The organism is Verrucomicrobiota bacterium (assembly GCA_039192515.1).
Classification (GTDB): domain Bacteria; phylum Verrucomicrobiota; class Verrucomicrobiia; order Methylacidiphilales; family JBCCWR01; genus JBCCWR01.
The window spans coordinates 1-16,511 of sequence record JBCCXA010000034.1 but is presented as its reverse complement, the minus strand read 5'-3'; the positions used below and the strand labels follow the sequence as shown (position 1 = coordinate 16,511).

Annotated in this window: 5 protein-coding genes; all 5 read left to right on the top strand. The window is 43.9% G+C overall.

The genetic code is table 11. From position 1 onward, the window contains the following. Positions 1 to 291: 291 nt before the first annotated feature. Complete coding sequence (locus tag AAGA18_12905; protein ID MEM9446237.1) at positions 292 to 1,752, top strand: arylsulfatase; 1,461 nt, start codon at positions 292 to 294, stop codon at positions 1,750 to 1,752. Positions 1,753 to 1,995: 243 nt separating this feature from the next. Then, positions 1,996 to 4,131: a hypothetical protein gene (locus AAGA18_12900; GenBank protein MEM9446236.1), complete on the top strand. Its 2,136-nt coding sequence runs from the start codon at positions 1,996 to 1,998 to the stop codon at positions 4,129 to 4,131. A gap of 121 nt (positions 4,132 to 4,252) precedes the next feature. Beyond that, a complete protein-coding gene (locus tag AAGA18_12895) occupies positions 4,253 to 9,403 on the top strand; it encodes a hypothetical protein (GenBank protein MEM9446235.1) in 5,151 nt (1,716 codons plus the stop codon). Positions 9,404 to 9,433: 30 nt separating this feature from the next. Next, positions 9,434 to 10,486 (top strand): hypothetical protein, encoded by a 1,053-nt coding sequence (locus AAGA18_12890; protein ID MEM9446234.1) that lies wholly within the window; start codon positions 9,434 to 9,436, stop codon positions 10,484 to 10,486. A 16-nt stretch (positions 10,487 to 10,502) separates the two neighbouring features. After that, positions 10,503 to 16,511 (top strand): RHS repeat-associated core domain-containing protein (locus tag AAGA18_12885; protein ID MEM9446233.1); only part of this gene is annotated, 6,009 nt, incomplete at its 3' end.

Sequence of the window (16,511 nt, the reverse complement as noted above, 5' to 3'; positions counted from 1 at the left end):
GTTTTAGTGGATGATCTTTATTCTCCAGCCTTCTGGAAGATCAATAAAGTGGATTCATATTTTTATTTTGTAAGTCCTAAGATCTGTTTCAGTTTACTCTCTCAATTGTTTAGGAATGATTGTTGCATCCACAATTATTGAGCGAAGAAGGCTAAGGTTTATGTTCGAAAGAGGCAAGCGCTATTCCTATGTATGAAGGTAATGCGAGGTCTATTATTCCTGATGCGGATGCTTATTCGAATATCTTTCTCTGGACTTGTCGTCGAATCAACGATTATAATCTTCGTTTCTATGTTCAGTAAAATACTTCGTTTCCTTCATTGCTTACCCATAGCAACGCTTTTACCTACATCCCTCATGGCGGAAAAGCCCAATATTGTCATTTTCATGGCAGATGATCTAGGTTATGGGAGTCTCAATTCATATGGTGCGCCAGAGAATTTTGTGAAAACGCCCCGTCTTGATGGATTAGCTGAACAAGGGATTCTTTTTAAAAATGCCTTTGCTACGGCATCAGTTTGTACGCCGACTCGCTATACCATGTTGACTGGCCAATATTCATGGAGAACTCGCCTTAAGAAGTCTGTTGTCAACACCATGGATCCATTACTCATTGACCCCGAAACAAAGACGATAGGTTCCTTCCTCCAAGATAAAGGCTACCGCACGGCTGCTATTGGTAAATGGCATCTTGGATATAAAGAAAAGAAGTTTAAGAACCTACTCGGAAAAATTGAGCCAGGACCTTTGCAAGTTGGTTTCGATTATCATTTTGGAGTTCCAAACAACCTGGATGATTTTCATAAGGTCTATATTGAAAACGATGGAATATATGGACTGAAGTCAGATAAAATGCAGGTCTATGGCACAAGCTACTATAAAGCCAAAGATGCCTACGCAGGCTATGATGCACCCCAACGAGTTACTGATGAAGTGATGGATACTACCATGGACAAAGCAATTGAGTGGATTAATAAGGAAAAAGAAAAACCATTTTTTCTTTATTTTGGTGCGGTAGCGGTTCATCACCCAATCATTCCCTCCAAGTATATGAAAGGTAAAAGCGGGGCGGGTCTATATGGAGACTTCATTCAAGATACAGACCGAGTAACGGGTAGGCTCATTGATTATTTGAAAGAGAAAGGGGCTCTCGAAAATACCTTGTTTATATTTACTTCTGATAATGGCGGTGATATCCCTAATAACGACGAAAAGCATGAAAAAATCACCTTTGACATGGGTTTTAAATTCAATGGTGATATACGAGCCGATAAACACACCATTTTCGATGGCGGTCTGCGCGTCCCTTTCATCGTCAGTTGGCCTGCTAAATTGGGTAAAGGACTGGTCTCCAATGAGCTTGTGACCACGGGTGATTTGTTTGCCACCATTGCAGAAGTTGTAGATGGTAAGGTTCCGGATCCAGCCGTGGCCGCTCCAGATAGCTTCAGCTTCTGGAACATCCTGCAGGATACGACTCAGAAAAGTGATCGCCCTCATCTAATAAACCGAGATGTTCTGGGGAGACACGCTCTGCGTTTTGGTAAATGGAAGTATATTGAAGGGATCCCGGCAGCTGGAACCAGTGAAGTTAAAAAGGGCAAAATGCTCGAGCAACTCTATAATATTGAGGAAGATCCTGCAGAGGAGGAAAACGTATTCAAAAACCATCCAGAAGTTGCCCAACAGGCTAAGAAACTCCTCCTTGAAATTCGTAACAATCCTTCTAGTCGGAATGTTCCGGGAGTATAAAGCTACTTTTTCTTAGCATCACGTATTAGTCTTTTGTAACCTAATGGTTGCTTTGCTAAGTAAATGATGGAAGTGTCAGAAAAGTAACGACTTACGTCTATAGATGTAAAAATGCCCTTTCAAATTTCGCTCTGACGTTTGATAAACCCTTGACTTAGTCGGATTTATCGGCATTTTGCAACGGTAATTTATTTAACTCAACAGCTATAACCTCAATCAGCGCAAAATTTTTATAAAAAAATTATGAAAAAAAATAACATTTGGGTCATTTTGGCAGGGGTTGCGCTCATTGCAACCAACACAAACGCACAAGTCACTATAGGCAACAGCGGAGGCGGCAGCTCAAGTTCCGCTAATTGGACGGTCACGGCAAATCCCTTATCGGTTGCCGGTAATCCGGGCACTCCTTCGGCCACTGGCACTTTGACCAATGCCGCAGCCGGGGATTCCTTTTCCTACGTGATCTCGGGAGTGAACAACTGGGATCTCACAGCCAATCCAGCTAATTTTGAGACTTACAAAGGAAATCTCACCTCCGCGAGCACCATCAAGTTTAGCGGTAATAATGGAATAGGAGTAGGTAACAATAAATTGGATGTATTGGGGGAGGGGATCGTCTATACCTTTGATACGACGGGCTTAACTGCCTCTGGTAACCAACTCTTGCTCAATCAGGTTGATTTTAATTTGGGCACCAACTCAGGAGATAAAATGGATTTTGTGTTCTGGGACTCGGATACCAATACCATTGTGGATTCTCAGTATAATCTGAAGCCCAACGCCAGTTATGCACCAGGAACACCCATTACCGTGACCACAGGGGATCAACTCTACGTAGCCGTGGGCGCGGGCAACTCAAATAATTGGCGAGTCAAAGCACTGGTCATGGACATTGAGGCAGGTGCGTCAGGCTCAAGCTTTGATGCAGTGACCGTCAATAACTTAGATGATCCAGTCAATCCAGTCCCTGTCGTAACCTTGACTTACGACGAGCCGGGAGGAGCTTCTACAGTTATTCTGGAGGCTCACCAAGATGATGCCGCATTTTATTTTTCCGAAAATGCCGATGTCACCTCAGCACCTAAAATGATCCTGGATGCCAACAATGTGCTGACCCTTGTTGACCCAACGAACCCTACCAATGATGTCATTACCTTAAATCCTAATCCATTATCACCTAGTATCCAGATTGACGGAGTCGATGTGCTTACTCAAAGCAGTGGCGATTTACGATATCTTTCCTCCAATATTTCCATAAGTTCGGGTACTGGAACAAATTCAGTAGTCGGAGGCGATCTAACAAATAATCTAGCTTCTGATCTATTTGCAGTTTCTCTAGGTTTTGAAACAGAAGCAACTGATACATACGCAGTTGCTCTTGGCTTTAAGACAGAAGCAACTGCTAACGGTTCAACAGCATTAGGGGTATTGAATGAAGCCTCTGGTTATGCTTCTTTTGCGGGCGGAGCACAATCTACCGCATTAGGCACAAGAGCTATAGCTCTTGGCGCTTCTGCAAGAGCCTATGGAGATTATTCAGTAGCCTTAGGGCATAGTAATATTGCCGATGGGTTTAGTCAAATTGTCGTTGGCCGATATAACCAACCTCAAGGAACTAGAACTTCTTCTGTTGATACTGACTTAGCTTTGATTGTAGGTAACGGAGCCGGCGAGTCATTGCAAGATCGCTCTAACGCCTTTACTGTCAATTGGGCTGGTAGTACTTGGATGGCAGGTGACTTAGAAATGGAGGGTGGAATAAAAGCTCCAGGCTTAGCACGAGATTCTGCTCATAATACTGTGCTTACGAAAACAGGGCGTATAGGGTCTAAAGTTCATGAAGGTCCCACAAATGATAAATGGATCAAGTTAGGAGAAATGATGTTAGATGGATCATACCTCTTTGCAGGAGCAGATTGGGATATCTACCCTGGTAATTATGGTCACGGAAATCGTAGACAACGAATTTCTGTTCATGCTCGCAATGATGGGTCGCAGTTAGCTGGAGTTAATGTTGCTCTGATTAACTTAGATAGTGGGTTTAGTCCAGCTGTTAAGGATGTGCAAGTTATACGCAAAGCTGGCTCAGGAATTAATGGAAATGTGCTTTCTGTATGGGCTCAATTAGGTGATACCTGGATAACAGGCCAGAATGCTGTCTCTGTCCATTATTACCAAAAGAATAACAGCTGGAATGAATTTATAACAGAGCCGAGTATAACGTATACTGCTATCCCTGACTCTGGAACGGTTTACGAGATTAATACATTTTTAGGCCCTAACACGGTCGATGGGGATTGGACAGTTACAGAAAACGTTACGGCAACAAAATTCATTACCACTGAACCGGCCGGTGATATCCCCATGTTTGGTCAATAAGTCTTTATCAAGTAAGGCCAAACTCTTTCAAGTATCTGCTGTTATCTGAGCCACCAGTAAATGAAAAGATGATCAGCTTTAATTCAAGTGCATTAGCGGTTTAAAAATAAAGAAAACCATTATGAGGAAAATAATCTTAGTCACGGTTCTAATAGGGTTAACCAGTGCTTTTAGTGTAGGGTTAAAAGCACAGCAAGACCCTCCTGCTTGGTGGGCTTCCCAGAGTGTGTTGCAGGGAACCGCGGAGGACTATGCGGCATGTAACCTTGGTCAGCTCAAGTATCTAACCATTAAGGCAAAAATGGCTGTGATGGCTGTAGGTGGAGAGTTACCAACAGGTGAAGGTTCTTTAGGGGAGATGGTAGAAACATGGGAAATGCAGACAGCTCCTCTACCCGAAGATTATCAAACAATTCAAATTGGTCAGCTCAAATGGGTTGCCAGCCAGCTTTACTCGATTCCCGAAATTTATCCTCCTCAAATACCTATCTATGGTGGGGAGTTCTTGATCGTAGCAGATCCTGCGGATGACCAAGTGGCGACCCTAGGTCAGGCTAAGTATATCTTTAGTTTTATTTTGGATTCCGATTTAGATGGTCTTGCCGACTATTGGGAACAGCAGATCATCGACGAAGGCCTAGGTGTAGACCGTGATAATAATGGAGTCATCGAATTTGATGAAATAAAAGAGTATGAAGATTCTGATTGGGATGGTCTAGATAATCAGACCGAATTAGCTGCCGGGACAGATCCATACTTCAATGAATTACTCCCGGACCCCTGGTTTAATGTGGATATTGGCGATACGCTAGATGATTTGCTTCTAGGATATTCTAAGGGCTCAGCTACCTATGATGACACCAGTGATGAATTTACCCTGACTTCAAGCGGTAGAGGATTCCTGGGCACAGACCAAGATAGCTTGCATTATATGGGGCAGCTAAATTTTGGAGATCAATCCATCATCGTGCGTTTAGCAGAAACGACTTCTTTACTACCCATCGGCGCGAAAGCGGGCATCATGTTGCGACAGGACCTCAACCCAGACTCTAGACATGTGAGCTTTATGCTTGCTCAGGATGGGACCCTGGAATTGATTCATAGAAAAAACAAGGTTGGTGAAGTCATTCGCTTAGAAGCAGAGGACACGCCTTACCTTTTGGCAGCCCTGGAGGCAAGAAAGAATGCTTCTGGTGGCCTATATCTTAATGTTAGACCTAACAACCCAGTTATTTGGACACTAGGACCTCATGGAGATGTAGATTTATTATTTGGTTATGCCTCCAGTAGGAATAATAGGAAATTCAAGATCGAACTAAATGGGAACGTCATAGATAGCGCATTAAACTTTCCCAACACCGAAGTGGATGGGGTCCTGAATTGGACAACCACAACCTCTCTAGATAATCAGACCCTTGATCTATCTTCTAATACCATAAGTGCTACTAAAAATGGTAGTACCAGTGTGCAACCTTTTCTAGATTATCTTGAACTCACAACCTTGATGTCTTCTGCGGGCACAAATACTCAGGCAAGTCCGAACAGTATTTATCAATTTCCTCTATGGCTAAAGATCGATAAAATAGGCCATGAGTTTACTGCCTATTACTCTGATGTTGCGGGTACCCCAAACGAGTCGGACTGGATAGAGTTTGCTTCTATTCCTCTAGCTCTCGACTGGGAATACGGCTTTTACTATGCTGGTGTCGGGCTTGTCTCAGGAGATGCCAGCCAAACAGCTTCTATCAAAGTAACTGATATTACCGCAGGGCTTCTTGATGCCGATGGAGATGGCATTGAGGACTGGTGGGAGTATCAGATTATTGATGCAGTAGCTCTAGATACGGATGTGTCTAACGACAATATCACCTCCATACAAGATGTCTTAGATACTGATGATCCTGACGGCGATGGCGCCAGCCATCTTACGGAATTCCAAAATGGCTCCAACCCTGTTTTACAATCTCCATGGGAAAGCCTGGATATAGGAGATGTCGCCTTACCAGGAGTGGCTGTTGGCAATCCAGCCCCAATAAGTGATCCAGGTCCTCCAGCAACTTACCTGGACCAAGACACTTTTGTTCTACAAGCATCGGGAACTGGTTTCAATAGGGGAGAAACCAGTGATGAGTTTCATTATCTTTATCAGCCGATCCGAGGGGATGGATACATTAAAATAAGAATTCCCTCTCCTGCTGAAGTCACTCAACAGGGTTTTCAGAATGCGACTGAAAGAAAAGCGAGAATAGGTGTCATGATAAGAGATAGCTTAACAGAGTCATCCAAAATGGCGGCTATGGTAATTTCCAGAGACAAAGATATCCCCAGCGATTTTGATATTCGCTATATTCATAGAAGTGAAGCCAGTGTGACAGATGAAACCGATGACTTAAGGGGAACAGATCAGCTCAATCTATTCGGTGGCGGTAATTCGGCACCGGACCAGACCTTGCCAGTATGGCTCAAGCTAGAAAGAAAAGACAATGTCTTTACCGGCTCTTTTTCAAAAGACAATATTACCTGGTATGAACTAGAGTCTGAGCCTACTAATCTATTGATTAGTGATCAGGCCTACATCGGTATTGCGCTTGCTTCCAATGAAAACGCTCAACTGCTAACTGCTGTTGTAGATAACGTTGAAGTCGTTACTTATGATCAAGATTTGGATGGTGTGAGTGATGATGTAGAATCTCAAGCGGGAACTGATCCCACACAAAGTAATTCAGATGGTGATCTACTAGGTGATTATGAAGAAATTTTTGGAACCTTCACTGATCCAAAAGTTGATGACATTGTTAGCGTAGAAACATTTAAAGCAATAAAGGGTAATGCTGTATCGAGTTACAAGGGAAATTGGAGGAGCTATCGCAATGGATTTTATAACCTTACCCAGGCCGGCTCAGTTACCTATGATCTAGAGATCGGTTCGGGGGAAGCGGGAATCTATCGACTGGATATCCTCCTGGAAAATATGTCGGTGGATCCATTGCGTAATCGCTTTGAACTGCTGGTTTATGTTGATGGGATGTACGCGGGGATTGCATCTGCTTTCATCGACCCATCACAATCAAAAGTAGCTTGGATTTATTTGCCTTATCTAAATGTTGGTTCTCACTCTATCACACTGGAGATGCACCACTACTTTTCATTTCAAAAGATGAGAATCGAGTCCTTGACCTTGCAAAAGATTAATGGAGTTGCTGATTGGTACCAGCAAAGATTACAAATGCTCAATTCTGTCGACACGGTAACAAGCTCTCCCGTTTCGCCTGTATGTTTGGAAGGGAACGCCTTCCTTTATCAGTTAGTTTCCATTAATGGCTCCTTGAATGCTCAATTAGCTCCTGATGATCGTTGGTTTAGCAATATCGCCCTAAATGCAAGCGGACCTACTGCCGTTAATGTTTCCTTTGAAAACGGAGGCTTAACGCTAAGCCCATTTGATGTAACCTGGGAGGCTACAGATGTCTACACGGCTTCTGATATGACTATCAGAAAAGATGACGCCCTTCTTTTCGAAGCAAACCTTTCTAACTCGGCAGAGGTAGTCATTACAAAAGATAGCGTACAGGTAGCTAGCTATACCATTAATGGCGGGCAGAGGCAACAACACCTGTTCAATGAAGCCGGTATTTATACAATTGAGTCAAATCAGAATGGGGGCTCGGGATACAATATGTTTGATGTAACCGTGGTCACCGCAAATCTGGGGGAAGATTTCTATGCCTGGATAGGCAAAGAGAGAATATGGGCACCGGATACTTTTGATATAGCCCTTGATGCAGAGAATCATATGCAGGCCGACGGACGGGTTGATTTCGTATCTACCACCAGTTTACTTATTGGTTCTCATATAGGTGAAGAAAATTTCGGGACAGAAGATTCTCTTGAAAGAACTGTGGAGAAACTGGGTTATATCATTTTAGAACCGGGCACAGGCACCATATCCGGTGTTCATTATAGTGCTGCACTGGGGTCTAATGTTGTCAAAGGACTGGGAAACATCATCGATGGTGATACAGATGCTCCATATATCTATGACCTATCTGGATTCTCAAACCCAGATGTAGCCGTTGCCTCAATCGCTGGCATGAATGGAGGTGATGGTGCGTGGCCGCTTCTCTATGGCTCAAATCCGTTAGACACGGGATCAGGCACACTATCCCTGGCCGTAGACGAAGATCTCATTTATGATGATGGCGTAGGCTTTGTAGATCCCGAAGAGCAGATAGCTGATACGGATAATCGTATTCATCCCCCGGAACAGCTTGCCTATGCGGTATTTGATCATACCACACCTGATGGGACAGGTCCCAAACTTCAAAAGGGAGTCTTAAATAATGTAGGAAGTAGCTGGGTAAATGTAAGCCTCACCGAGTCTTACTCTGAGATGGTGGTGGTTGCTACTCCAAATTATGATGAAACCCAACTACCTATAGTCACTAGAATCCGGAATGCAAATGGAAGCAGCTTTGAACTGAAAGTACAAAATCCATCGGGTACGACAATAACTGGAGGTTATCGTGTCCATTATATTGTTATGGAAGCAGGCGTTTATCCTGGGGTCCAGGCGGGTTTGATAGACCGGGATACTCCTACGGTAGCTGGTAAAAAAGATTGGGATCAAGGCTTGCTTGAAATCCCCTTAGGTAGAACCTACAGCAACCCTCCTGTAATGCTGGGTCAAGTCATGACTCACAATGATCCCCAGTGGTCGGTCTTCTGGTCTCGTGGAGCTTATCGCTCGGATCCTCCATTACTAAGCGCCTACGAGGTGACGACCTATGAACCCAAAGGACGAGCTATCGTGGCACGCACAGAGCCAGGAGGTCCTGTTATAGATGCAGTCAATGTTCAGGGAATTGCTTTAGCCTCCAGTGTCAATAGTACCACTCAAGTGGTTGAGACACTTGAAGATGGGACGGAGGTTATTGAAATGTCTCTTATACTTACACAAGCTATTGAAGGACTGACTGTCGAACTCGTGATCTTCCAAAATGGAGTCATGTTTTTTGATGACAATTTGCCTACAGATGAAAACGGCAATCTTATCTTTATGGAGGATAGTGACGGTGATAATGAATTGGATGCCAGATTAGGCTCCCAAACACTCACCCTTACAATGGATGATTTTGACGAAAATGGTGTGGCTGTTGCCACTTTCCTTATGAATACACCAGACGATCCAGACAATCCTCAAACTGACGAAAATACAACGATTTGCCATAGGCTGTTTATCTACCAAGACGGGGAGCTAGTAGGCCAGAGATAATTTCTAATGATAAAGGAGTAAATGGGTACCATGAAAAATAATACCAATATCAAAGTATACCTGTTTGTCTTAACTGGGGCAGCAGGAGCAGCTTTGGCAATCCTCTTTTTTTCAAGCTTACCAATGGCTAAGAAAAAACCTGCGGGGCATTCCTTGGCTGAAAACCAAGTGCTGGTAGGGGGTAAAGTTGTTCCTGCTAAGCAGATTACGCCAGAGCAAAGAGAGCATTTCAAAAAACTCAAACAACAACAGCATCTTAAAAGAAATGTCTATGCGCGCTCAGATTTTCAATTTTCCAGCCAGCAAGAGGCTTTAAGTTGTCTCACACAGGATAACTCAGAACTTTACCAAAAACGCATGATGGCGTTCTTTGAATTAGCAAAAGCATGGGATGAAGACATAGGATTAGAGTTCTATGATTATCTCTCAAACAAGGATAATCGATACAACCTTACTCAACGTGAGTGGCATTCTATCAAAAGCGAAATCATGAAGTATGTGGTGCAGAAGGATCCTTCTCCACTTCGAATAACTGAAAACTTTCTTAACATAGTGCGCGATGATGCGCATCATCAAATACTGCTGCATTACACGGTTCAACAACTCGACCGCATCGCATTTAGAATAGATAAAAGCGGTCGCACTCCTGAGTTAAATAAAAATCTCGAAGAACTTTTTGAACGTACCCTCATGCATTCAGATACTGCCTTAGCCGGCACCGCTATCATGGCTTACCACCGTTTGAACATGGATGGTATGGAGATCGATCAACAAAAACTTCAAAGATCCGTCTCGCGTGTTTTAGAAAACCCAGATGCGACTCACAGTTCGTTAAATACCGCGCTTTCTATTGCCCACTCCAAGGGGATGCATACCTATGTTCCCCTGGCAAAGAAAAGCATTGAGGAAAATGCCTCAGTTAGTCTGGTGATCACAGCAATTGACTATATGGGACACTTTGGAACTGCAGCAGATATAGAATGGCTTGACCGGATATCTTCTAGCAGGCGTGAGAATTATATGAAGGACTTTGTTCAAAGAGCAAAGACTTTAATAGCCATGAGAAATAAAGGCCAACAATAACTAACAAACCTAAACCATGAAACTTTATAAAAATATCTCAAAGACAACTTTTCTGGGCATTATGTTCTTGGTGTTTGTTGCTCCATCTTTGCATTCGAATGAGGAAGACAACCCACCACCACCACCAAGAGTTTTCCCCAGTTATAACTGGAGCCTTTCAGTAAATATCAGCCCTCCTACCGAAGCTTTTCCTAATCGCTATCGAAAAGTAGGACTCAATGGAATGCCTATTTCGGATGAAAAACCTCAGCAAAAGGAAGAAACAGATGAGGCGCCTGAAGAAACCTATCTAGATGCTATGACCCTGGGGCTCAATCACTCCACCACGGATTTATATATGCCCATGCCAGCGAGCGAACTTAATTTATCTGTGAGACGAAATGCCACCTCAGAGGTATACATAGATGATACATCCAAAACAGCCTACCATCCAAGCCTCAGACCGGATTTACCTTTTGGATTATGCTGGAGTTCTAATCTTTCGCCCAATATTCGGATTTCGGCCAAAGCGACGACTAGTTATGATGGTATTGGCACTAAAGATAGTAATATCTCAGCTTTTCGTTATGAGCGCTATGCGCATATCACGGACAATGACGGCTCGAGTTATAGATTCATCGTTCTTAACAGCGCTGAAGAATCCTGGGAAGGCGGCAAGGACATCTCTAAACTGTTGAAGCCCCCTTTAAATTATTTTGCCCTGCCTTCCGGAAATCATGATGCCGATGCTATGAGCAATACGCTGGCTATGAGTGGATCCCACCTCGTATTTACCAAAAAATTTGGCACCACGCTTAGATACTCAAAGGATCCAGTAGTCACGGAGAGTCTTCAGGTCACGACTGGTGCGCGTCCCACTTCACCTTATATTGATCCAGTTACTTCACAATTCTTGAGTGATGCTGGTATTAGAATTGCTGGGATTTTTCCTCCTAAAATAGGTTCCATTACCATTCAACGAGAGCTCTACCATAGACTGGAGGAGGTAGAGGACAAATACGGCAATAAACTGATCTATCACTATGGAAATGGAGACATTAAGCCGACCAGGATCGAATTTGTTCCCGTCCTGAGCCCGGAACGTCGGCAAATTAATATAACCTATAGCTCAGGTAGAGTCTCTACCATAACGGACCCTAATGGTAATGTAGTAGAATACAATTACCCAGCGGGAAGCTTGACTAAAGTTGTTAAAAAAGATTCTGCCGGTATCATCCTGAGTGAAGTCTCCTACGGCTATGAAACTGTTATAGAGGGGGATACCACACCGCAAGAGCTCAGAGGCTTTGTTTACCCGCCTGTGCGCCTGGGCAGAGATGGCCCATTAGCAAGATTCCTTTACGAACAAGAAGTCAATCAACAAACACACTGCAATTTGAATTATATACGAGATTCTAATGGTAACGAATACTCTTTTACTTATCAGGAAGATCGCACCCGTTCTCATTATGCAAAAGTTCAAAGCGACTCTGTTAGCCTACCTCAAGACCGCTTTTCCTTTGCCGCTAAACAACTCTATGACAACTACAGCAAAAACTTCAATTTCGAGGGATATTACCCGGTATCCGGATTCCCTAGATATATTTCAAAGATCGACCTACCTGACGGTTCAGAAGTCACCACTGCAAATCAATCGCAGTTCTACATGACTTACTATTCTGATAGTGAAATGCGTGTTCCCAGCTACTTGTCAGAAAATATATTCACTGGTGATGCCAGCGTCAGACTTAACTCTATTACAGACGCTGTAGGGCAAACCAGAACCTATAGATTCAATGGCAGTCAGATCATGGAAACCAACGAATATGTTAGGGACGCCACGTTTGAATCCAAGAGACAACGATTTGATCGATTCTTAGGCTTTGTCCTGGCCAATGATGTACAACTCTCAGCTCTTAATATCTCCACTGTTTTCAATGAAAGGCCAAAACTCTTAGTGCATAACGCACTCACCATTGAATACCCTTTAGACAATGCCAGTGAAAAATTTGATTTCAATGCAGTGCAGTCTTTCGGACCTATTGCAACCACTGACTTTTCCGGTAACACCACCCGATTCAGCTACAGTAAAGGGATTCCCAATCTTTCTGGTGCGGCCCTAATCACAGTAAATACCAATTACTTTAGGCAGTTAACGAGTAATATATCAGGGCCTCGCAGTGTATCGAACTCTTTTACCGAGCCTACTGTATTGGGTAGATTTTTCGCTGATCCCAACTTGCAAACCGATGCCTTGGGACAAGAAAAAAGTTTCCAGTACGATGTAAAATGGCACGTGATGACTGAAATCATCGATGAGCGTGGTATTAAAACAGAGTATGAGATAGACAGCGGTCTACCCGACCCTCCGTACGGATTGCGTACCAAAGAGACCATCTATGACTCAGACGGCACGACACCCAGACAGGTAACCGATTTTACCTACGATAACCCCAGCTTCCCCGGTTTTATGGATAGTAAATCTATAAAAGATCTGGGAGCTGATCCTGTGACTTGGGTTTCAGATTTAACAACCCTCTATGAACCAGATGCGTTAGGCTATGTGCAGTCTGAGACGGTTGTCATGGGGTCCGAACCGGATCTTGTCACCAGTCATGACTATGACCAAAACGGTAATAAAATTTCCACCACCGATCCCAGAGGATTTACAACATATTTTGTTTATGACGGCTTAAACCGCCTCATTCGCGTGGTCTACCCTCCCGCTATAGGTCCCGAAGACTCCTCAGCTCCCAGCAAATCAATGATTTATGATGACCGCAATAAAGTTGGTGAGATAGATGAAAATGGAAACATCACAGTCTATCACTACGACTCCTTGAATCGTCTCGTCCGCCAAATACGGGTCATGGATGATAACCACATGCTCAGCGGCAGTGATCCAAGCACCTTCACATCCTTCTTTAATCCGGCACAGGTTGATTCTACTACTGCTCGTCTAGAAGCTCATTTATTTACCGACTTCGAATACAACAGCGTCAACTCCAAGATTACTGAGATGGATCCCAATGGAAACATTACCCGTTTTGAATACGATGAAATTCAACGCTTAATAGCGAAAAAAGTTCTATCGACAGAAAATCCCTCTCTAACCCAGGACATCATCACCCAATATGAATATGATAGCACTGCGAATCCCGGCGCCTCCGCCTTTAGCCAAGATGGCTTTAAACCCACCAAAATCATCGGGCCTAAAACCTTGGCGGATGGGAATCCACAAGAGACCTACATGGTTTATGACAGCCTCTACCGCGAAATAGCCAAGGCAGTCGAAGTCGAACCCGGCAAATATGCCATAACTCATACCAGCTACGACCAAGTAGGGAACCCTGTTGAGCAAACGGCTTTTCGTGATACCCAGACAATGGCTAATCCTGATCCCGCACAGATCATGTCCTTCACACCAATGTTAAATGTGGATCAAGTGACCGAAACCGACTTTGACTCCTTAAACCGTCCTGTGATGACGCGCTTTGCTGTGGAATCCCAAGGAGTAGTCAACAACGACTACGGTTTTATTTCCATGGCTTATACCTCAACTGGCTTAGAATACGAGACCATTGACGAGGAAGGACGCGTGACCAACAAAGAATACGACCTTGCAGGGCGTGCCACCAAAGTCATTCAACCGCTTGTGGATGATGGAATCGGGGGAACCGCCAATCCTCTAACCCAAACAGTCTATGACCTAAATGGTAATGTTGTCGCTACGATAAACCCACTTGGTAGACAGTGGGACTTCACCTTTGATGAACGCAACCGTAAGATCACTGAAACCCAACCAGCCGTTGTTAATGAAGACAACGGTGGAGCTTTGGAATCACCCTTCACAGAAACCTTCTATGATGATGTTGGAAATGTTACCGCGGTGACAGATGCGCGTGGCAACACCACTGAGACCGTTTACGACCGGGCCAACCGTCCTACCCATGTCATCACCCCAGCAACAGATGCTATGCTCAATAACGGCTCTGTTGCGTCTCACTTTGGAACCACCCTTAATATCTATGATGAAAATGGAAACATCCTTGAAACCATCCAGGGTGGTGCCACAACATTAGCAGTTGCTAAAGCTGCGCAAGATCAAACAGATTTAGTGGAGGGTCGGGTCAATGTTACCAATACTTACGACGCTCTCAACCGCTTACTTACCACGACCGATGCCGAAGAGATTTTAGTAACCAATCAATACGATGAAGTGGGCAATCGTACCGCAGTCATTGACGGTAAAGACCAACGTAGTGATTTTGACTATGATGGCTTAAACCGCAATACCCAAATCATCTATGGAGTCGGCGGTGCAGCTGATACCACCACTTACTCTTTCAATGCTCTGAATAAAACCAAACGCCTGGATGCTAAGGGAGTTAATACGCATTACGAGTATGATAAGCGAAATAGGCTAACAAAGGTTTTTTATGATACCGTTGATAACACAAATGCCATACGTAAGTATGCGTATGACAAAGTAGGTAACCTCAAGGAGGTCATAGAGGTTCTTGACGATGTCTCTAATACTCCTGCCAAAAATAGTGCCGCCGATGTTGCTTACGCTTATGATGCCCTCAATCGCATCATCCAGGAAACCTCTGGTGGTGTGACTCATACCTATACCTACGACTTGGCGGGTAACCGTCTTAGCAATGTCTATGGAGATACCAATCTGACATGCATTTCTACCTATGATGCACTAAACCGTCTCGATACCATGACCGAATCAAGCTCTCGAGTTACAGATTATGACTATGACCTAAACGGGAATATCCGTGTTAAGACACTTCCCAATGGCGATATGATCAGCACCTCCTATGATGCCCTCAATCGCCAAGCTGTTATCTCTGCCAGTGCAGCAAGCAATCTCCTTTACAGCTACGACTATGAATACGACCTCTTTGCCAATGTCAGAGAAGTCGTTGAGGATTACAACCAAGCAGATAACCCAACGCTCAATTTGGTAGATCGCATCATAACCAATGAATATGACAATATAAACCGCCTTGTTAAGGAAGAGTATGATTTGTCTGGTTCATCTTCCATAAAAATTACTGCTTATACATATGATTTTGCTCATAACCGGATACAAAAAAGCACTTACTCAAAGTTCAGATCCACTGGACTAGTCCTCCCTGATTCCGGATTGAATGTAAATTATACTTATAATGAGTTAAACCAACTTCTCGTGGAGAGCACAAGCGGTCTATTTGGAAACATCACCTCAACCTATTCTTATGATGCCAATGGTAACAGAACCCTTAAGGTTTTTGATGACGGTAGCGGCGGTGGGTCTCAGGTGAAGTTAGCCCCCAAAAGTCTAGGTGCATGGTCACTCTTTGCCCTTACTATACCAGACCCCATACCAGATACCGTTCAGTATATCTACGATGTTGAAAACCGTCTCGTTTTGATAAATGACTCATTAAGCCCTAATCAGGGCATTTATCAATACAGTTACGATTATCGCACGCGACGTGTTGGTCGCGATGAAAGTTTAGCTAGTGGAGATAATACTAAAGTCGTTTTCTCAGGAGGAACCTCAGCTCAGGAGTATGATAATGGAGCTTCATCGCCAAGTGTAGAATACATCCGTGGCTCAGATTACGGAGGAGGCATTGGAGGCATCCTTTATACGCTGAGAAGCGGAACACCAAGTTATACTCACAATAATAGCCGAGGAGACATTGTCGCCAAGACCAATGCTGGTGGAACGATTACCTATCAAGCTCAATACGAAGCCTTCGGTACGAGAACAGAGGAGTTTGGCTCTACCGAAGATCGCCAGAAGGCCAATTCCAAGGACGAAGATCCTACAGGTCTCCTTAACGAAGGCTTCCGTTACCGCGACCTCGAAGCCGGGGTCTTCATCACCAGAGATCCGCTCGGCTTCGTCGACGGACCGAATGTCTATACCTATGTCAACCAAAACCCTTGGACATATTTTGATCCGACTGGACTCTATGGTTCATATGGAGGAAGCCAAGTTTATGATAGTTATTCAAGAGATCTCTTTAGCACTCCAGAAGCTAAT

Excerpts from the sequence above, each read along its gene's own strand:
- AAGA18_12905 (MEM9446237.1), top strand. The coding sequence starts at position 292 with ATGTTCAGTAAAATACTTCGTTTCCTTCATTGCTTACCCATAGCAACG.
- AAGA18_12900 (MEM9446236.1), top strand. The coding sequence starts at position 1,996 with ATGAAAAAAAATAACATTTGGGTCATTTTGGCAGGGGTTGCGCTCATT.
- AAGA18_12895 (MEM9446235.1), top strand. The coding sequence starts at position 4,253 with ATGAGGAAAATAATCTTAGTCACGGTTCTAATAGGGTTAACCAGTGCT.
- AAGA18_12890 (MEM9446234.1), top strand. The coding sequence starts at position 9,434 with ATGAAAAATAATACCAATATCAAAGTATACCTGTTTGTCTTAACTGGG.